Origin of the sequence: uncultured Campylobacter sp. (assembly GCF_938045625.1) — a bacterium.
GTDB lineage: Bacteria > Campylobacterota > Campylobacteria > Campylobacterales > Campylobacteraceae > Campylobacter_A.
Genome location: NZ_CALIAV010000059.1, coordinates 1 through 19,054, shown reverse-complemented (window position 1 = coordinate 19,054; position 19,054 = coordinate 1). Strand labels below are relative to the sequence as shown.

19 protein-coding genes and 1 tRNA gene are annotated in these 19,054 nt (G+C 46.6%); 14 read left to right on the top strand and 6 right to left on the bottom strand.

Annotated features, from left to right (window positions below; genetic code table 11):
* Positions 1–10: 10 nt before the first annotated feature.
* From ftsH to Q0386_RS06140, 5 genes are all read left to right on the top strand, one after another.
* Positions 11–1,936 (top strand): ATP-dependent zinc metalloprotease FtsH, encoded by a 1,926-nt coding sequence (gene ftsH, locus Q0386_RS06160; RefSeq protein ID WP_299028580.1) that lies wholly within the window; start codon positions 11–13, stop codon positions 1,934–1,936.
* A 4-nt stretch (positions 1,937–1,940) separates the two neighbouring features.
* Positions 1,941–2,585: a phosphatidylserine decarboxylase gene (locus Q0386_RS06155; RefSeq protein WP_299028576.1), complete on the top strand. Its 645-nt coding sequence runs from the start codon at positions 1,941–1,943 to the stop codon at positions 2,583–2,585.
* Positions 2,566–3,345: a CDP-diacylglycerol--serine O-phosphatidyltransferase gene (gene pssA, locus Q0386_RS06150; protein WP_299028573.1), complete on the top strand. Its 780-nt coding sequence runs from the start codon at positions 2,566–2,568 to the stop codon at positions 3,343–3,345. Before Q0386_RS06155 ends, pssA begins: the two co-directional genes overlap by 20 nt.
* Before the next feature lie 123 nt (positions 3,346–3,468).
* A complete protein-coding gene (locus Q0386_RS06145) occupies positions 3,469–4,986 on the top strand; it encodes a 2-isopropylmalate synthase (protein ID WP_299028567.1) in 1,518 nt (505 codons plus the stop codon).
* A 218-nt stretch (positions 4,987–5,204) separates the two neighbouring features.
* Positions 5,205–5,903 carry a vWA domain-containing protein gene (locus Q0386_RS06140; RefSeq protein ID WP_299028564.1) on the top strand — a complete coding sequence of 233 codons (699 nt, stop codon included), beginning with the start codon at positions 5,205–5,207 and terminating at the stop codon, positions 5,901–5,903.
* Between the two features lie 222 nt (positions 5,904–6,125).
* Here the strand turns inward: Q0386_RS06140 and Q0386_RS06135 are convergent, their stop codons facing one another.
* The 6 genes from Q0386_RS06135 to der all read right to left on the bottom strand — a co-directional run bounded on the left by Q0386_RS06135 (position 6,126) and on the right by der (position 13,520).
* Positions 6,126–8,516, bottom strand: coding sequence for a tetratricopeptide repeat protein (locus Q0386_RS06135; RefSeq protein ID WP_299028561.1), 2,391 nt, complete (start codon positions 8,514–8,516; stop codon positions 6,126–6,128).
* Positions 8,516–9,760 (bottom strand): serine--tRNA ligase, encoded by a 1,245-nt coding sequence (gene serS, locus Q0386_RS06130; protein ID WP_299028558.1) that lies wholly within the window; start codon positions 9,758–9,760, stop codon positions 8,516–8,518. Before serS ends, Q0386_RS06135 begins: the two co-directional genes overlap by 1 nt.
* A gap of 9 nt (positions 9,761–9,769) precedes the next feature.
* Positions 9,770–10,210 (bottom strand): copper resistance protein CopD, encoded by a 441-nt coding sequence (locus Q0386_RS06125; protein WP_299028554.1) that lies wholly within the window; start codon positions 10,208–10,210, stop codon positions 9,770–9,772.
* Positions 10,211–10,225: 15 nt separating this feature from the next.
* On the bottom strand, positions 10,226–11,254 hold the full coding sequence (gene trpS, locus Q0386_RS06120; RefSeq protein ID WP_367272396.1) for a tryptophan--tRNA ligase: 1,029 nt from the start codon (positions 11,252–11,254) through the stop codon (positions 10,226–10,228).
* A 342-nt stretch (positions 11,255–11,596) separates the two neighbouring features.
* Positions 11,597–12,124, bottom strand: coding sequence for a shikimate kinase (locus tag Q0386_RS06115; protein WP_299028548.1), 528 nt, complete (start codon positions 12,122–12,124; stop codon positions 11,597–11,599).
* Positions 12,117–13,520: a ribosome biogenesis GTPase Der gene (gene der / locus Q0386_RS06110; RefSeq protein WP_299028545.1), complete on the bottom strand. Its 1,404-nt coding sequence runs from the start codon at positions 13,518–13,520 to the stop codon at positions 12,117–12,119. The genes Q0386_RS06115 and der overlap by 8 nt, the downstream gene beginning before the upstream one ends.
* A 102-nt stretch (positions 13,521–13,622) precedes the next feature.
* On the opposite strand from der, the gene Q0386_RS06105 reads away from it, so the two are divergent.
* From Q0386_RS06105 to Q0386_RS06065, 9 genes are all read left to right on the top strand, one after another.
* On the top strand, positions 13,623–14,552 hold the full coding sequence (locus tag Q0386_RS06105) for a DMT family transporter (protein ID WP_299028542.1): 930 nt from the start codon (positions 13,623–13,625) through the stop codon (positions 14,550–14,552).
* Positions 14,552–15,358 (top strand): 3-deoxy-8-phosphooctulonate synthase, encoded by an 807-nt coding sequence (kdsA, locus tag Q0386_RS06100; RefSeq protein WP_299028539.1) that lies wholly within the window; start codon positions 14,552–14,554, stop codon positions 15,356–15,358. Before Q0386_RS06105 ends, kdsA begins: the two co-directional genes overlap by 1 nt.
* Entirely contained in the window at positions 15,348–15,677 is a 330-nt protein-coding gene (locus Q0386_RS06095; RefSeq protein ID WP_002949808.1) for a multidrug efflux SMR transporter, read from the top strand. Before kdsA ends, Q0386_RS06095 begins: the two co-directional genes overlap by 11 nt.
* Positions 15,674–15,997, top strand: a complete 324-nt coding sequence (locus Q0386_RS06090) for a multidrug efflux SMR transporter (protein ID WP_299028535.1) — start codon at positions 15,674–15,676, stop codon at positions 15,995–15,997. The genes Q0386_RS06095 and Q0386_RS06090 overlap by 4 nt, the downstream gene beginning before the upstream one ends.
* Positions 15,998–16,008: 11 nt before the next feature.
* Positions 16,009–16,479, top strand: a complete 471-nt coding sequence (gene ribH / locus Q0386_RS06085) for a 6,7-dimethyl-8-ribityllumazine synthase (RefSeq protein ID WP_103576413.1) — start codon at positions 16,009–16,011, stop codon at positions 16,477–16,479.
* 1 nt (position 16,480) lies between these two features.
* On the top strand, positions 16,481–16,876 hold the full coding sequence (nusB, locus tag Q0386_RS06080; protein ID WP_299028531.1) for a transcription antitermination factor NusB: 396 nt from the start codon (positions 16,481–16,483) through the stop codon (positions 16,874–16,876).
* Positions 16,873–17,559, top strand: coding sequence for an orotidine-5'-phosphate decarboxylase (pyrF, locus tag Q0386_RS06075; RefSeq protein WP_367272395.1), 687 nt, complete (start codon positions 16,873–16,875; stop codon positions 17,557–17,559). Before nusB ends, pyrF begins: the two co-directional genes overlap by 4 nt.
* Before the next feature lie 214 nt (positions 17,560–17,773).
* Positions 17,774–18,016: a helix-hairpin-helix domain-containing protein gene (locus tag Q0386_RS06070; protein ID WP_299028664.1), complete on the top strand. Its 243-nt coding sequence runs from the start codon at positions 17,774–17,776 to the stop codon at positions 18,014–18,016.
* Between the two features lie 144 nt (positions 18,017–18,160).
* Positions 18,161–18,251: transfer RNA gene (locus tag Q0386_RS06065), tRNA-Ser, on the top strand.
* Positions 18,252–19,054 lie beyond the last annotated feature (803 nt).

The following is a 19,054-nucleotide window of genomic DNA, read 5'->3' as shown; positions in this document are numbered from 1 at the left end:
AAGGAATGTAATGGATAACAGAAAAAACGATGATAAAAATTTAAATAACGGCGGAAATAATTTTTTTAATAAAAATCCGATTTTGATTTTCGCCATTTTTGCTATCGTGATAGTGGTAGCATTTCGCGGGCTCGGAGGCGGCGATATGGACGGCACGCTGCTAGGACAGAGCGCGGCCGGTTCGAAAAGCACATCGTACTCCGAGATAAAAGAGATGATAAAAAACAAGCAAGTAGCGCAAGTAGGCATCTCGGAGACTTCGATAAAAGCCGTGGATAACGGCGGTAGAACATACTTTGCCAAAAGAGTAAACGATCCGACTCTAGTGCCGATTTTGGAGGAGCAAAAGATTCCCTACGGAGCGTATAGCGAGACGAATTGGTTCACCGAGATGATTTTCTCGTGGGTGCTTCCTATTTTTATTTTCTTTGGAATTTGGATGTTTTTGGCTAGCCGAATGCAGCGAAATATGGGCGGCGGTATCCTTGGAATGGGGAGCTCTAAAAAGCTAGTAAACTCTGAAAAGCCGAAGGTTAAATTTACCGACGTGGCGGGCGTGCAGGAAGCAAAAGAAGAAGTTAAAGAGATCGTGGATTTTCTAAAACACCCGGATAGATATATAAATTTGGGCGCAAAAATCCCAAAAGGCGTACTTTTAGTAGGGCCTCCGGGTACGGGTAAAACTTTGCTTGCAAAGGCTGTTGCAGGTGAAGCTGACGTACCGTTTTTCTCGGTTTCTGGATCGAGCTTTATCGAGATGTTTGTCGGAGTGGGTGCTAGCCGCGTAAGAGACCTCTTTGAAAATGCGAAAAAAGAAGCGCCGGCGATCGTTTTCATAGACGAGATCGACGCCATCGGCAAGAGCCGCGCAGCTAGCGGCATGATCGGCGGAAACGACGAGCGCGAGCAGACGCTAAATCAGCTTTTAGCCGAAATGGACGGCTTTAGCTCGGATGCATCGCCGGTTATCGTGCTTGCCGCGACGAACCGTCCCGAGGTGCTTGACGCCGCGCTTTTAAGGCCGGGCAGATTTGACAGGCAGGTGCTCGTCGATAAGCCTGATTTTAAAGGTAGGATCGAAATTTTACGCGTACATATAAAAGATATTAAGCTTGATCATAGCGTTAGTATCGAGGATATCGCACGCATGACGGCAGGTCTTGCGGGAGCGGATCTAGCAAATATCATAAACGAAGCCGCGCTACTGGCGGGCAGAAAAGAAAAAGGCAAAGTCGAGCAGGCTGATTTACTTGAGGCTGTCGAGCGAGCGATCGCTGGTCTTGAGAAAAAATCTCGCCGTATAAATCCGAAAGAAAAGCGCATCGTGGCCTATCACGAGAGCGGACACGCGCTCATAGCAGAGACTACCAAAGGCGCAAACAGAGTCACTAAGGTATCGATCATACCGCGCGGACTTGCGGCGCTTGGTTACACGCTTCATACGCCTGAAGAGAATAAATTTATGATGCAGCGCCACGAGCTGATGGCTGAAGTGGACGTGCTTTTAGCGGGGCGCGCAGCAGAAGAGGTCTTTATAAAAGAGATCTCAACTGGCGCTGGCAACGACCTAGAGCGTGCGACCGATATACTTCGCTCGATGATCTCGATATACGGTATGAGCGATATCGCGGGACTTATGGTGCTTGAAAAGCGCCGCAGTACTTTCCTAGCCGGCGGTCAGGCCGATAGGGACTATAGCGATAAAACGGCGGAAAAAGTGGATGAATTTATCAAAACCACGCTTGATGAGCGCTATAAACACGTACTAGAGACGCTGCGAACCTACGGCGACGCGATAGAAAAGATGGTAGAGGCGCTTTACGAAGAGGAAACTATCGAGGGCGCGAAGGTTAGAGAGATCATCGCAAACTACGAACAAGAGCGCGGCATGCCTAGCAGGCTCGTAAATTTAGAAGACAAAGAGGAACAAGCGTAAAGGTATGCAAAACATCGGACTAATCGCAAAACAGGGCTACAAATACGTTTTTGCTTTAGGGCTTTTGCTTTTGCTTGCGCTGATTTTGGGTACGTGTCAAATTTTATTCTTCTCGCTTTTTGCGCTCTGCGTATTTTGGTTTAGAAATCCTGAGCGAGCGCTAGGCAGCGACGATGCGTACGCCGTGCTTAGTCCGATCGACGGCAAGATAAAAAGCATAGATAAAATTTACTATTTTGATACGCAGTGCGTAGCTATAACCATCCGTAAGGGCGTATTTGACGCAGGCGCACTCAGGGCTCCTTGCGATATGGAGCTTTTAGAAGCCAAACAAAGGCACGGCCTATTTTTGTGTAACGCTATGGAAGCTTCTAAAAATTTAAACGAGCGAGCATTGTTCGTATGTAAAAATTTAGATAATAAATTTGCGATCCGAGTCATCGCCGGACCTCTTAGTAAGGGTATTTCTTTTGAAAATTTTAGCCGACTAAAAGCCGGCAGGAGATTTGGCTTTTTAGGTAGCGGCGAGGTAGTTTTGATACTGCCTGCAAATGTAAGAATAAGCGTCAGCGTAGGCGAAAAGGTCGCTAGTGCGGGCATTTTAGGTTTTTTTAGCTACGAGGAAAAAGATGCAAGACAATCAGCATAAACTTCAGTTAATGTACATTTTGCCGAATTTATTCACGGCGGCTTCGGCATTTTTAGGTATCATCAGCATAATTGCATCCGTTCGTGGCTACATCGCGGCCGGCGCAGGGCTAGACGATGAAGCTAACGGCTATTTTTTCAAGGCTATTATTTACATAGTTTTATCGCTATTTTTGGACGGACTTGACGGACGAGTGGCGAGGCTAACTAAAACTACGTCGAAATTCGGCGTAGAGTTTGATAGTCTTGCCGATGTGATAGCTTTTGGCGTCGCGCCGGCGATGCTTTTTTATTTTACGGTCGGACACAGCTTTGGGCGTTTGGGTTCGCTTGTCGCTGCACTGTTTGTAGTTTTTGGTGCTATTAGACTTGCACGGTTTAACGTAATGACCGGCACATACGAGCCGTCCGTTTTTATCGGCCTTCCGATACCTACGGCTGCGATAGTCTCGGCATTTTGGGTCGGGCTAAGCTTAGAATACGACTTTACAAGAAGCGCCGAGTGGTTTTTGATGTTTTTGCAAATTTTGCTCTCTATTTTGATGGTAAGCAACATTCGTTACCCGAGCTTTAAAAAAGTAGATCTCAAAAGGGCTGACTTTTTGCGCATCTTAGTCGGACTTACGGTTGCGTTTTCGGCTATTTACGTTTGCCCCATCGAAGCGGTTACGACTTTAATGAGCGTTTATGTTTCTTACGGTATAATCCGCTATGTTTTTATGAGATTTAAAAACAAAAAAATTCAAAAGGAGAGCGAATGAACGGTAACGTCAAATTTAACGCATTTTTCTCCCTACTTCTGCTGCTGCGTTAGGCAGCGACTCTTTCACACCCCAATAATCAAATTTAACCGCACAAACTAAAACTATAAAAAAGGATAAGAAATGAACGAAAATAAAATTATAATATTTGACACTACGCTTCGCGACGGCGAGCAAAGCCCCGGCGCATCAATGAATACCGAGGAGAAAATCCGTATCGCGCGCCAGCTAGAGCGCCTAAACGTAGACGTCATGGAGGTCGGTTTTGCCGCGGCTAGCAGGGGCGATTTCGACGCGATACATCAGATCGCTAAGCAAGCCTCAAACGCCTCTATCTGTTCGCTCGCTCGCGCTGTGGACGGCGATATAAAGGCTGCGGGAGAGGCTATCGCTCCGGCAAAAAATAGGCGCATCCACACCTTTATCGCCACAAGCCCGATCCATATGGAGTTTAAGCTAAAAATGTCTCCAGATGAAGTGATTAGACGCGCCGTGCGAGCCGTGGAATACGCTAAAACCTTCTGCGAGGACGTTGAGTTTAGCTGCGAGGACGCATGCAGGAGTGAGATGAGCTTTTTAAAAGAAATTTGCGACGCCGCTATAAACGCCGGAGCAAAAACCATCAACATCCCAGACACCGTGGGGTATCTATATCCCGAGGAGATTACCGCTCGCATAGGAGAAATGGTTAAATTTATAAACGGTCGCGCAGTCATCTCCGTGCATAATCACAACGACCTAGGCCTAGCTACGGCAAACTCGCTAGCCGCGATAAAAGCGGGCGCCAGACAGGTCGAGTGCACGCTAAACGGCATCGGCGAGCGTGCCGGAAATGCCGCGCTTGAAGAGATCGTGATGGCGATAAAGACGCGTAGCGACGTATTCGCACCGCTTTACACGGACATAGTATATAAAGAAATTTATCCTAGCTCGCGCCTGCTAGCGGGCATCATCGGTATCGAGCCTCAGCCAAACAAAGCCATCGTCGGTAAAAACGCCTTCGCTCACGAAAGCGGCATCCACCAAGACGGCGTGCTAAAACACAAAGAAACCTACGAAATCATCAGTGCCGAGAGCATCGGACTGGATAAAAACTCGCTGATACTAGGCAAACACTCGGGTCGCCACGCCTTTAAAGATAAGCTAATTAGCCTTGGTTTTGAGCTAGAAGATAGCGCGATAAACGAGGCGTTTGAGAAATTTAAGGCGCTAGCGGATAAGAAAAAAGAGATATTTGACGACGATTTGCGCGCGCTGGTAACTAGCGAAATCATCAAGATCCCCGAAGTTTTCGAGTTTTTGACGCTAACGCAAAGTAGCTGCAACAAAGGCCTAAGTAGTGCAGCTATCACGCTTCGCCACGCAGACGAGATCAAGAGCGACGCGGCGCTTGGCAACGGTACGGCGGATGCGATATTTAAGGTTATCGACCGTCTAAGCGGCATAAACGGCGTACTAAAAGACTATAAGGTAAACGCCGTTTCGCAAGGCAAAGACGCGCTGGCAAACGTCGTAGTAAAGGTCGAATTTGACGGCAAGACCATTATCGGACACGGACTTGATATCGATACGATGACGGCGAGCGCTAGAGCGTATATAGGTGCGCTAAACAGCTACGTAAAAATCACCGCTGCAAAGTAAAATTTGAGCGGTTTGACCGCGTCTCTTAGTAAATTTAAGGCTCTATTCGGGTCTTAAATTTCTAAATTTAGCCTTTAAATTCGGCCGTAAATTTTGAAGTAAATTTGACCGTGTTTTTGGCGAACAAAAATACAAAACTAAAATTTAAACCCCCTCGCATTTACCGACGAGCCGTTAAGTTTTGCTATAATCAAACCAAATTTTTCAAAGGAGAAAATATGAAAAAAATCGCGTTTTTGTTGATGATTATCGGGGTATTTGCTTTTGCTAAAAGCGAAGAAGCGCCGCAAAAATCAGAGCCAAAGCAGCTTGAGATGGTGCTAATCCTAGATAAATCAGGCTCTATGAGCGGGCTTGAGAGCGATACTATCGGCGGCTTTAACTCCATGATTGACAAGCAAAAAGAAGCCGGCGTAGACGCAAAAGTAACTACGGTGCTCTTTGATACGCATTTTAAGACCCTGCACGATAGAGCCGATATCAAAAAGGTCGAGAAGCTAACGAGCAAGGACTATGTCGCGGGCGGCAATACTGCGCTACTAGACGCTGTCGGCGAAACGATAAATAAAATCTCAAAAGTCGAGGACATCTACGCTAAAAACAGAGCCGTGCTTTTCGTCATCATCACCGACGGGCAAGAAAACTCGAGCAAGGAGTACTCAAAGGCGCAGATCAAAAAAATGATAAGCGATAAGCAGGAAAAATACGACTGGGAGTTTATATTTTTGGGAGCGAATATCGATGCGGCTAGCGAGGCCGAGAGCATCGGTATACAGCGTTCAAATGCCGTAAAATATCAAAACAGCAGCGAAGGTGTGCAGAAAAACTTCGAGGCCGCTGCCGAGATGTCCAAAGATATGGTGATGGATAAAAAATCAAGCTCGAAGTGGCGCGAAAAGGTGCTTGAGGATAAGTAAAATTTGACTTGAAACGCGGTTTATTGCCGTGCTTTGGTTAAATTTGCGGTTGTTTTTTAACCTGCGAGTTATAGAACGGGGCGGAGTAAGGCGTTAAATTTGACGAGGCGAGTTGCTTTTGCTTTTGTCAAATTTAACAAAACTGCTTTGACGCTGTAAATATACAAGAATTATTAAAAATTATTCGGGCGAATTTGCAACGAGTTTATCGCCCGCATAAAACTACTTTTTCAGCTTCTCGTAATCAATCATAAAATCCACGAATTTGCTTTTAAAATTTGGATCTTTTATCAGTCCGTATTGTATCGTTGCGGCTTCGATATTATCGATCTCTTGATATAGGTGTCCTAGCGCCACGCGGCTTTCCATCTCGTTTGGATCGGTGAGCTTTGATAGCTCCAAAAGTGCGGTGGCGTTTTGCGGGTGGTTTGAGCCGATGGCAGCCACGGCAGCTAGAAATAGCGTGCCCGCGTCGTTTATCTTAAACTCGTCGATTATGCGGTTGTAGATCTGATAGCTCTCCTCAAAATCGTTCGTAAAAATGTCGATATAAGCTAGCGTCTGGAGCAAGTCGGCGTTATTAGCGCCTTGTTTTAGCAGTGCTTTTATCTTCTCGCGTTCGTAGTTTAGTAGACCCGAGATTTGCAAAAGCTTGATGTATTGCTCTTTGATGATGTTTGCGCCATGATAAAATGCTGCGTCGTTTAGCCGCTTGTCGTGGAAGTAAATTTGTATCTGCTCGACGTATTTTTTGATGCCTTCATCTTTGTAGTTTGCGATAAAATCAAGGATATTTGCCACTATATCATCAGGTAGCTTAGCCTTTAAAATTTGCGTCTTTTTAGCAAACTCTGAGCCCTTGTCGGTCATCTTTGCGATTATCGCGTCAAAGGCCAAATTTAGCGCGCTCTCTTCCTTATCTTCTTCTAGCCAGCGCATGAGAGCGCCGCTATTGTTTGCGATGAGGGCCATTAGAGCTTGGCTTACGGGCGCGTCTTTTGAGCTTGCGTCGTGGTCGAGATTTTCAGAAATTTCTTGCAGTAGTTTGGTGTTATCTACGGCATTTATGTCGTTTGCGATGGCGCCTAGCACGCCTGCTAGATGATTTGTAGGGTCTAGGTGATAGCTCATGATAAAGTGCTTTGCCGCCATGCTAAAGTTGCCCAGCTGCGCGTAGCTAAGCGCTAGGTCGTAGTGTAAAACCGAGTGTTCGGGATAGAGCGAGATGAGCGAGGCAAACTGCGCGTTGGCCTGCTTTAGCTTGTAGTTTAGGGCGTTTGCAATGGCTGAGGATAGCTCTAAATTTACCTTTGAGAGCGCGCCGCTAGCGTTTAGGTAGTTGCCCGCAGCGCTTGCATCGTCTAAAAATAGGCTCACTCCGCCTTTTCTTATGTAGTTTATCGTTTGGGTAGGATCAAAAACCTTATAAGGCGCGAAGTAAAACAGCGTCTCGTAGCGCTTGGTTTTGTCAAAAAATAGGTCGTTTCTAAAGTGCGCCTGAGCTAAATTTACGTCAAAAAGTTCGGGATTTAGTATCGTTTTTATAGGGAAATTTGCGTTTAAAAACAGCGGATCCTCGTGAAATACGGCCTTTATTTCGTTTGTCGCGGCTTCAAATTTGCCGTCTTTTAGGTTTATGATGGCTATCATCGAGTTTATTTTATTTGAGTCGCCGCCCTTGTTTAGCGCTAAATTTAGCCTATTTCTGGCCTTTTCATACTGCCCGAGTCTTGCGTAAAGCATGCCAAGCGCCAGGTCTGCGTCAAATTCTTTTTGCGCTTCTAGCTTTTTTATCGCTTCGGCATCGTCGCCGATAAAGCTTAAAATTTTAGCCGCGAGGTAGTCGTAGCGGTCTTTATAGTATCCGTTTTCGGCGTGCGAGAGAGCCGCTAGAGCTTCGACGTATTGACCTTTGTAGTAGTTTATTAGCGCGTAGTAGTAGTTGTATAGCGGAGAGTCTGCTTCCTTGTACAAAAACGAATTAGCGAGATTTATGTAATAGTTAAAATTTTGCTCGTTTTTTAGCTCCAGCGAGCTAACCGCGGCGTTTATGGCGCTAACGGCGACGTTTTCGTCGTTAGCGATCGCTTTTTTAAAGCTCTCTAGCGCGTCTTCGAATTTACCTTGCCTCATCTGTGAAACGCCGAGATTATAGTTTGAGAGGCTTTGGTTGTAAACTGCGATGTTTTCGTAGATTTTCAGCGCCTCAAATTTATTGCCCTTTTCGTAGAGTAAATTTGCCTTAGCGATCATGTCGTCGATCTTCGAGCTGCCGAATTTTTGCGACTCGTAGTGCTCCTCGATATCTTTTACGATCTGTTTTTCGTCTATCGGCGGCTTTTTCTCGCCTCTAAAAACGAAAAACAAAACTACGGCCAAGATTATGACGGCCGCGCCCGCCGATCCTCCGATAATAAAAAGCTTTTTCTTGCTTTTTTTGGCGTCATCTTGCGCGTCTGCGGTTTGTTCGGGGACTACTGGTTCTAGCTCGTCGAGCGAAACCAGCTCGTCGCTTTCACCGCCTTCTTGCTCTTCCGGTCGGGGCTCTTTGTCGCTTAGCTGGGTTTCGGCCTCTTCGAGGATTACTACGTTTTCATCGTCGTTTTGCGCCACTACATGTACCTTTTAAGAACTTCGGGGATCTCGATGCTGCCGTCTGCTTTTTGGTAGTTTTCCATTATTGCTATTAGCGTCCTACCGACTGCGAGAGACGAGCCGTTTAGGGTGTTTACCAGAGCGTTTTTCTTGCCGTCTTTGTAGCGGATTTTAGCTCTGCGCGCTTGGAAATCGCGGGTATTTGAGACCGAGCTTATCTCGCGGTATTTGTTTTGCCCCGGTAGCCAGACTTCGAGGTCTATCGTCTTTGCCGCGCTAAAGCCAAGATCCCCGCTGCAAAGCAGCATGTGGCGGTGCGGCAGCCCAAGGCTAGTTAGTAAGTCGCTAGCGCACGCCACCATCTCGTCTAACATCTGCGCGCTTTGCTCCGGAGTCGTGATAGCTACGAGTTCTACTTTTTCAAACTGGTGCTGGCGGATCATGCCGCGCGTGTCGCGTCCTGCTGAGCCTGCTTCTTTACGGAAGCACGCCGAGTAGCAAGTCATCTTTATCGGTAAGCTCTCGACGGGCAAAATTTCGTCGTTGTAAAGGTTTGTTACCGGCACCTCGCTAGTAGGGATCAGGTACAAATCCTCGCCCTGAGCCTTATATAGATCGTCTTCAAATTTAGGCAGCTGTCCTGTGCCGTAAAGTGTGTTTGCGTTTACCAAAAACGGCACGTTAACCAGCTCGAAGCCGCGCGCGCTGTTAAAGTCGATCATGTAGTTAACTAGCGCTCTTGATAGGCGCGCTCCCATGCCCTTTAGCACGCAAAAGCGCGAGCCTGAAAGCTTAACGCCGCGCTCGAAATCAAGCCAGCCTAAGCTCTCGCCAAGCTCCCAGTGCTCCTTTGGCGTGAAGTCAAATTTGGTCGGCTCAAGCACGGTTTTTACGCAGACGTTATCGTCCTCGTCCTTGCCAAACGGCACGTCGTCGTCGGTGATATTTGGCACGCAGCTTGCGATGTTTTCTAGCTTTTCCTCATATGCGTGCACGATTTCGGCGGCATCGCCCATCGCGGCTTTGTTCAAATTTAGCTCGTTTTTTAGCTCGTCGGTGTTCTCGCCGTTTCTAGCCTTTATGCCTAGCTCTTTGCTCTTAGCGTTTTGGATCGCTTGGAAATTTTCTAGCGCTTGGCGTTTTGCTTTTAGCTCGTTAAACGTCGTCAAAAGCTCGTTTAAAACCTCGGGCTTTACGTTTTTTCCTTGTAATTTTTTTACGAACTCGTCGTAGCGAGTGTCGAGTAGTTTTAAATTTATCATATCCTCTCCTTAAACCATAAACATAACTTTAGCAAGTATCACGATGATCGCCGCAGCCACAAACGCAAACGGATGAATGTTGCCTAGCGGGCTAGGGCGCTTTAGTATAAATTTGCACGTGAGATTGGTCGCTACCGCCGCAAATATCAGCATCGCTAAAATAACTTTTATCATCAAGGCGGCTTGTAAATTTGACGCGAAATATCCGCCCGCCTTCGAGCCGACCCAACTGCTCATCATTATGCCGCCCGTTAAAATCAAAATCAGCACGCAAAGCGGCATAATCTTTATCGCGACGCTTGATATAGCCTGCTGCGCTTTTTGCGCTATTTCTACGGGCAGTTTCTTTTTAGCTCTTGAAAAAATAATCACGTCGAAAAATAAAAATCCGACGAAAACGATAGCGCAGATCAGGTGAATAAGCTGCGCGTAAGGGTAGATTGCTTGCACTTTTTTCCTTTAAATTTATTTGTAAATGCCGGTTGCGGCGCGTATTTTTTCCATTATTGGCGCTGCTACGGCTCGCGCTCTTTTGGCGCCTTCGTTTAAAATTTCATCCACTTCGCCAGCGTGATTTAGATAATAATCAAATTTCTCCCTCGCATCCGCGAAATAGTCCCAAACCAGCTCGTTTAGATACATCTTAAAGTGTCCGTGTCCTTCGCCGCCTCGCTCATATCTAGCCTGCAAGTCGCGCTGTCCGTCCTTGTCTAGGAATAATTTAGCGATATTATAGACGTTGCAGTTTTGCCACTGCTTAGGCGCTTCAAGCGGCTCCGAGGTCGTCACGATGCTTGAGATTTGCTTTTTTAACTCTTTGGCGCCGGCGAAAATATCTATCGTGTTGCCGTAGCTTTTGCTCATTTTCGCGCCGTCTGTGCCGGGCACCGTAGCTACGTTTTCATCGACTTTATACTCAGGCAGGACGAAGATATCGCCGTGCTCGTTGTTAAATTTGATCGCTATGTCGCGCGCGATCTCGACGTGCTGGATCTGATCCTTGCCTACGGGTACGACCTGCGCGCCGTACAAAAGGATATCGGCCGCCATCAAAACGGGGTAACTAAAAAGCCCGTGATGCGAGGTTAAGCCCTTTGCGACCTTATCCTTGTAGCTGTGCGCTCGCTCGAGAAGGCCCATAGGCGTGTATTGGCTCAGTATCCAGTAGAGCTCTAAAACCTCTTTTACGTCGCTTTGCACCCAAAATACGCTCTTTTGCGGATCGATACCCAGCGACAAAAACGCGCTCGCCGCCTCATAGGTGTTTTGTTTTAGCTTCCCTGCGTCGGCGACCGAGGTCATGGCGTGGTAGTTTGCGATAAACATAAACATCTCGCTTTGCCCCTGCGCCTCAACCATTTGTTTAATTGAGGCGAAGTAGTTGCCTAGGTGTAGTTTGCCGCTTGGTTGCAAACCCGTTAGTACTCTCATTTTTCTCTCTTTCTTATTGCTGCGCGTTGTCTTTTGAGCGTCTTTGAATGAGTTTGCAAAAATTTAGCTCGGCGGACTATATGTCCAGCCTACGCTAAATTTTTACTGCACAGCATTCAAATCCATCTCAAAATACTTCCGCTTTAAATTTTACAATCTGCAAATTTAAAAATTTTTTATCTATCTTTTTTGTTCTAAATTTTGCAATTCGTTAAATTTAGATTCGAATTTTTTAACTCGCTTAAAAATTCGACGTTTACCGTTTAAATTTCAGCGATACAAACCGCTCCGAATTTTCACGCCGATACTGCCAAACGCTTTCGCATTAAATTTAAACCGCTCAAATTTAAAAAAGAAATTTAAAGCCGCAAATTTAAAATTTACGCTCAAATTTCAACCGAAATTTTACTTAGTCCTTTTTCTTGATTTTAGTTGCGCCTCGATCTCTTTTGCGACTTGCTCTAGCCCTTTGCCTTCGACGTCGATTATGAGATCGGCGACGTTTTTATACATCTTTTTTCTCTCGTCAAAAAGCTTTTTGGCTGCGTCTAAATCCTTTAAAAGCGGGCGCTTGGCGTAGTGCATCTGCGCTTCGCCGCTCTCGTCTATGCGCTTTAAAATCGCCTCGAAACTTGATTTTAGATAGATGATTTTACCGATTTTTTTAAGGCCTTTAACCTTTGCAAAGCCGCCGCCTGCCGCTATCACCGAGGATTTTACGTTTTTAGCCAGCTTTTTAGCGAGTTTTGCCTCGCATTTTCTAAAATACTCCTCGCCTTTTTTCTCGAAAATTTCTCGTACTTTTAAATTTTGCTCGCTTTCGATCAACTCGTCGGTGTCTAAAAACAGTTTGCCCGTTTTTTTCGCGATATGCCTTGCTACCGTGCCCTTGCCAACGCCCATAAAGCCGATGAAAACTAGATTTTTACTCACTTTTTCCCTCGTTTTCCTCGTCCGAACCGCTACGATTTTTTGGTATCAGTACGATCGGAGTGCCTGATAGATCAAATTTTTCGCGTAGCTTGTTTGTTAGATAACGCTTGTAGCTAAAGTGCAGGGCGCGCGGACGGTTCATCACGAGCGCGATTTTTGGCGGCGCGAAACCAAACTGCACCGCGTAGTAAATTTTCACGCTCTTGCCCTTTTCGCGCGGTATCGGGTGCGCTTTTACCGCCTCTTCGATAGCTTCGTTTAGCCTTGCGGTTTGGATTTTTTGCGTGTAGTTTTTGTAAACTTCTAAAATTAGTGGGTAAATTTTATGTACTCTTTTGCCGCCCAGAGCCGATACGCTGATGATTGGCGCGTAGGCGAGAAATTTAAATTTATCCCTGATCTCGCGGCTAAATTTATCAAAATCTTCCTCGCTTTTGTCCCATTTGTTTAGCACAATGATGACGCCCAGCTCAAATTTGGCCGCAAGGCCTGCTATACGCTCGTCAAGCTCGGTTAGCGGCTCGGAACTATCAAGCACCAAAAGCGCGATATCGGCAAGCTCTAGCGCAGACTCCGTGCGGTTTAGCGCGTATCTTTCGATGCCTTCTATCTTGCCGCGTTTTCTGATGCCAGCCGTATCGACGAACTCAAAAATCCTATCCTCATAGACGAAAGTCTCGTTTACTGGGTCTATCGTCGTGCCGGCTACGTCGCTCACGACCGCGCGGGACTCTTTTACAAGCGCGTTTAGCAGTGAGCTTTTGCCGACGTTTACGCGTCCGATGATGCCTACTTGGATATTTTTGCGCTCATAGTCCTCGCGAGCTGATATTTCCTTGACTACCTCGCCGTCGTCGCCGAAATTTTCTAAAAACTCGTCTAGATCCTCGCCTACGTCGGGGCGGATTTCGTCTTTTAGCTGCTTATAGATCCAGTCTGCTAGCTCGTCTATGCCTGCGTTGTGACTAACCGAGATGGCAAAGCTCGTTTTCGCGCCGAAATTTGCAAACTCGTAGCTTCGCAGCTCGTCTTTTTTGCTATCGACTTTGTTGATTACGAGCGCGGTGGGTAAATTTAGCTTTAAAAGCGCGTAGTATAGGGCTTTGTCCTCGTCGCTAGGCATCATTTTGCCGTCGACCATAAAGATTATGGCATCCGAGCTTCTAGCTTCGGCTAGGGTTTTTGCCTTGACGTTTTTAAAGAGCTCGCTACTATCGTCCAGTCCGCCGCTGTCGATCAAAACGCAGCTTTTGTCGTAAATTTCTATAATCGTTTTGTTCGTATCTCGCGTCGTACCGCTAACGTCGCTGGTGATGGCTATACGTCTGCCGGCTAAGCGGTTAAAAAGCGAGCTTTTGCCGACGTTTGGCTTGCCGACTAAAATTATCTTTTGCAAAATTTTCCCTTAAAAATCCCGTTAAATTTACGGCGAAGTTTGCCGCGTTAAATCCCAATTATACAAATTTTTTGCTTACATTGTTTATAAATTTAAGCCGTTTTGCATTACAATACGCCTAAATTTAAAGGAAAAATTTTGTTTCGTAGATACGTTTTGCACCATTTGGGCGCTTATTATATGATCATCGCGTGTATGTTTTTTGCCGCCGTCGGAGGCTTTGCGAAAGTTTTGAGCGAGCAGATGTCTAGTATCGAGGTCGTATTTTTTAGAAATGCCGTCGGTCTTGCTATCGTGCTTTACGCCATTTACAAAAAGCCGCCGACGCATCAAAAAGGCGGGCAGTTTTGGGTGCTGATGTTTCGCGGATTTATCGGTACGATCGCGCTTTTTGCTCTTTTTTACAACATCGCTCACATAAATTTAGGCGCGGCTTATACTTTTCAAAAAACCAGCCCCATTTTCACGGCGATTTTTGCGGCGATTTTCTTAAAAGAAGCGCTTAGCAAAAAGGGCTGGGGCGCGATATTTCTGGGCTTTATCGGGATACTTTTTATCATCCAGCCAAATTTAGGCATCAGTAAAACCGACTGGCTGGGGCTTAGCAGCGGCGTGGGAGCGGCGCTTGCGATGCTTAGCGTGCGAACTCTGCGAAAAAGCTACGACACGAGCGTCATCGTGCTTAGTTTTATGGCGTGGGGAACGGCTCTGCCGATGCTTTTGATGGGCTCTGCCGAGTGGGTCAAATTTGAGCCACTGGATTTTTTGCTTTCGCCGTTTGTTGCGCCAAATTTTAAAGGCGTAATCCTAATCGTGCTGATGGGGCTTGCGGGCTATTTTTTCCAGCTTTATATGACGAAGGCGTATGCGGCGAGCAAAAAGGCGGGCTCGGTCGCCGCGATAAGCTACATGGACGTCGTGTTTTCGCTCGTCGTCGGCTTTTTTATGGGCGATGCGCTACCTAATGCGGCGGCGTTTTTTGGTATAATGCTGGTCGTTATCAGCGGAATAATCGTAGCAAGGGAGAGATGATGATACTAATAGCAGGGCCTTGCGTCATCGAGAGCGAGCAGCTCGTTTTTGACGTGGCAAAAAGGCTAGTTAAATTTAACGAAGATAAGCGGATAGATTTTTATTTCAAATCAAGCTTTGACAAGGCAAATCGCACGAGTATAAGCTCGTTTCGCGGGCCCGGACTTGAAAAAGGGTGCGAAATTTTAGCTAAGGTAAAAAAGGAATTCGGTTTTAAAATTTTAACCGATATCCACGAGAGCTATCAGGCTGGGCCTGTTGGCGAAGTGGCGGACGTGCTGCAAATCCCTGCATTTTTATGCCGCCAAACCGATCTGCTCGTGGCTGCGGCTAAAACAAAAGCGGTCGTAAATATCAAAAAAGGGCAGTTTTTAGCTGCATCTGCAATGAAGCACTCGGTTAAAAAGGTGCTAGAAACGCGCGGCGTGAGCGGCGATGGATACGAGATCGCTAAACAAAACGGCGTGTGGCTAACAGAGCGAGGAAGTACCTTTGGCTATGGAAATTTGGTCGTGGATATGCGAAATTTGGTGCTGATGAGAGAATTTGCGCCTGTGATTTTCGACGCTACTCACAGCGTGCAAATGCCAAGCGCTCTTGGCGAAAAAAGCGGCGGAGACGCGAAATTTGTGCCGTATCTGGCGCGAGCTGCGGCAGCTGCAGGCGTGGACGGATTTTTCTACGAGACGCATATTAATCCTTGCGAGGCGCTTTGCGATGGGCCGAATATGCTAAATTTGGACGAACTAGACGCAAATATCGCTCAAATTTTTAAGATAAAAGACGCCCTGGGCGATGCAAACTAAGGGCTTTTTGTGGGTATTAGGCGGCGCGGTCGCCGAGTGCGGCTGGGCATACGGGCTAAAGCACGCATCAAGCGCGCCAGAGATCGCGCTCACTGCGATGCTTGTTTGCGTTAGCTTCACATCCTTTATTATGGCGATGAAATACTTGCCCATTAGTATCACGTATACTGTGTTTGTGGGGCTTGGGGCGTTTTTCGTCGTGATCGCCGAGATCGTGAGCGAATTTCGCGCGAGCGGCCAGACGCCGGATTTATTGCGACTATTTTTTATAGCGACGCTGATCGTGGGCGTGCTGGGGTTAAAAAGGCTAAAATCTTGACGCACGTTTTGGCTCTTTTGGCGGCCGGGTTCTGCGAGGTCTCGGGCGTATTTTTTCTAACTAAATTTCAAAAAAGCTTCGGCGTGAAAAAGGCGGCCAATTTTTTGATTTTGGTCGTAAATTTCGCCATTTCTCTCTGGCTTTTGAGCTACGCGATGCAGGCTATGCCGATGTCGGTAGTGTACGCGATCTGGACGGGTATCGGAGCGGTTGGAGCCGTGGGTGTCGGGATAGTGTTTGATAAAGAAAAAATGAGCGCGCAAAAGGCGTTTTATCTATCGCTAATAACGCTAAGCGCGATAATGTTGAAAATAATCTAAAAGGAGAAACCATGAAAATAATCGAAGGAAATTTGGCTTTAAAAGGCGGCGAGAAGATCGCTATAGTGGGCGCGAGATTTAACCACATCATCACCGATAGGCTGGTCGAGGGCGCAAGGGACGCGTTTTTGCGCCACGGCGGGGATGAGGCGAATTTGAGCCTCATTTTGGTGCCGGGTGCGTTTGAGATACCGATGGCGCTTGAAAAGGCGCTAGCCAGCGGTAAATTTGACGCCGTTTGCTGCGTGGGAGCGGTGATCCGCGGCTCTACGCCTCACTTTGACTACGTTAGCGCCGAGACCACCAAGGGCATCGCAAACGTCACGCTAAAGTACGGCAAACCTGTGACTTTTGGCGTGCTAACGGTCGATAGCATCGAGCAAGCCATCGAGCGAGCGGGCTCAAAGGCCGGAAACAAGGGCTTTGAAGCGATGACGGGCGTGATCGAGATGCTAAGCTTATATAAAAATTTGGAGGCGTAAAATGGCGACTCGTCATCAGGTTAGGCAGGCCGTCGTTTCGCTACTATACGCACGCGAAATGGGTAGCTGCAGCGAGGAGTTCGTCGAGGAATTTTTAGAAGAAAAAAAGATCCGAAACGATCAGCGAAGTCTCGCGCTGTCGCTTTTTCACGGCATTTTGGAGCATGCGGATGAGCTTGACGGGCTACTAAACGCGCGCTTAAAAGAGTGGAAGATAAACGAGATCGGCAGCATCGAGCGCGCTGTGTTGCGGCTAGGGGCGTACGAGATGAAATTTACCACTACCGATAAGGCCGTCATCATAAACGAGGGCATCGAGCTTGGCAAGGAGCTGGGCGGCGACTCGGCGCCAAAATTTATAAACGGCGTGCTAGACGCGCTAAAGGCTGATCTGTGAAGCTCTGCGTCGCGCTTGATCTGGGCTCAAAGCAGCAGTGCTTACAGTTAGCGGAAGGACTTGCGGACTTTTCGGATAAAATTTGGCTAAAAGTGGGCTTGCGAGCTTATTTGCGCGACGGTGCGGGATTTGTGGATGAGCTAAAAAAGCTCGGGAATTTTAAAATTTTCCTCGATCTAAAGCTCTACGACATCCCAAACACGATGGCCGACGCCGCCGAGGAGATCGCCAGGCTCGGCGTAGATATGATAAACGTGCATGCAAGCAGCGGCAAGCGCGCGATGGCTACGGTGATGGGGCGACTGGACAGGCTAGCTTCGCGCCCGCTAGTGCTTGCGGTCTCTGCGCTAACGAGCTTTGACGAGACCGAATTTAGCGCGGTTTACGGGCAAAATTTGAGCGATGCCGCGCGCAAATTTAGCGTGATGAGCTACGAAGCAGGGCTTGACGGTATGGTCTGCTCGGCGTTCGAGAGCCGCCTGATAAAGGACGCTACGAGCGCAGATTTTATCACGCTCTGCCCTGGCATAAGGCCGTTTGGCGAGAGTGCGGGGGATCAAAAAAGGGTGGCGGATCTGGCTTTTGCGCGCGAGGCGGGGGCTGATTTTATCGTAGTCGGTCGCCCGATATATCAGGCGCAAAACTCACGCGAAATTTGCGAGCGGATTTTGGGGCAAATTTAACGCTCGAGTTTGCGTAAAATTTGACGCGAAATTATTTTAAACAGTGCTCATGCGCGCGAGAATTTTAATAAAATCACCTCGCGAGTGTGGCTTAAACGGCGAGCCGGCACGGCAGCAGGATAAAATTTAGCGAGCTTCGTAGCGCGCGAATGAAATTTAAAATTTCATTCGAAGCGACAAGTTTGGCGGAGCCTAAAAGAAATTGGAAGTAAATTTGAGCGATTTTAAGAAAATCCCCTATGTCGGCGAGGCGACAGAGGCGGATCTGCTGGCGCTCGGCTACGAGGATATCGCTTCGCTAAAGGGCGCAGATCCGGACGAGATGTATGAGCGCACAAGGGCGCTTGGGCGTGGCAGCGACAAGTGCATCCTCTACGTTTACCGCATGGTTTGCTACTACGCAAACACTCCGCACCCCGACAAAGCCAAGCTAAAATGGTGGCTTTGGAAGGATTAAATTTACGAATTTGACCCGCGGCGAGTCGTTTAAATTTGATCAAAATTTACTCGATCATCTTTCCAAACAAGAGCAAGAGGCGCGAAAATGCAAATTTAAGCAAGATATCAGCGCTATTTAATTATAATGCGGTTTCTTTTTTGTGGACAGATGGGTGAGTGGCCGAAACCACACCCCTGCTAAGGGTGCAGCTTCTAACTGGGGCTCGAGGGTTCAAATCCCTCTCTGTCCGCCACCACTTCAAGCAGTATACAAAACCCCCGCAAATTACGGCAACAAAAAGAAACTACCAGAAGTGTTTTTTGCTGATATTTTCTCTGACTATCCAATAAAAATAGTCAAAATTTACACATCCAATCAGCCAAAATGATATACAATGCCCAAAATATTAGCACGGATCAGTAATCCAAGTTAAAGATAAACCGTATTTTGTAAGTGGTAGCGACAATCTACCATTAAAATAATGTCTAATGGCGGTAAATTTTATCTACGAGTTTCGCAGTAAAGTAGTGAATAAGCCCAAAGGAATTATTATAGCAAATAGGCGATATAAGCCTAGTCAAAGCTGCGACGAGCTAAAGCGATACTTTGATTTTTGGACGACGGATCTTAAAGTATCGTAAGCTGTTTAAGTCTGTAGAATCAAGCTAAATTTAAACTTGCAGATACTTTTTATTCTATGCTATTTTGGGCGGTTTTGCGCGTAAATTTAGATTTTAAAAATATTAAAAAATAAAATTTGCACTAGAAGCGAAATCAAAATAAGCTAGTTTTTTATCCAAATTTAGCTTTGCAAGGGTATTGCAAGTTAAATTTCTAAAATCGGACCGCATTTTAAATAAATAGATTGATATTAAAAAGCGAAAACCGTTATTTTGCTACTTTTGTTTTTATCGATATGAAAATTTAACGAGCGGCTCAGTCTCTCGCATCTATAAACTTGTGCTTACGCGATAAAATTTACCGCAAAAGTAAGCCGCCCGTTTTTTTATTTATTTTTTAGTTTCAGATTTTAAATTTTTTAAAAGAAAAAAATAT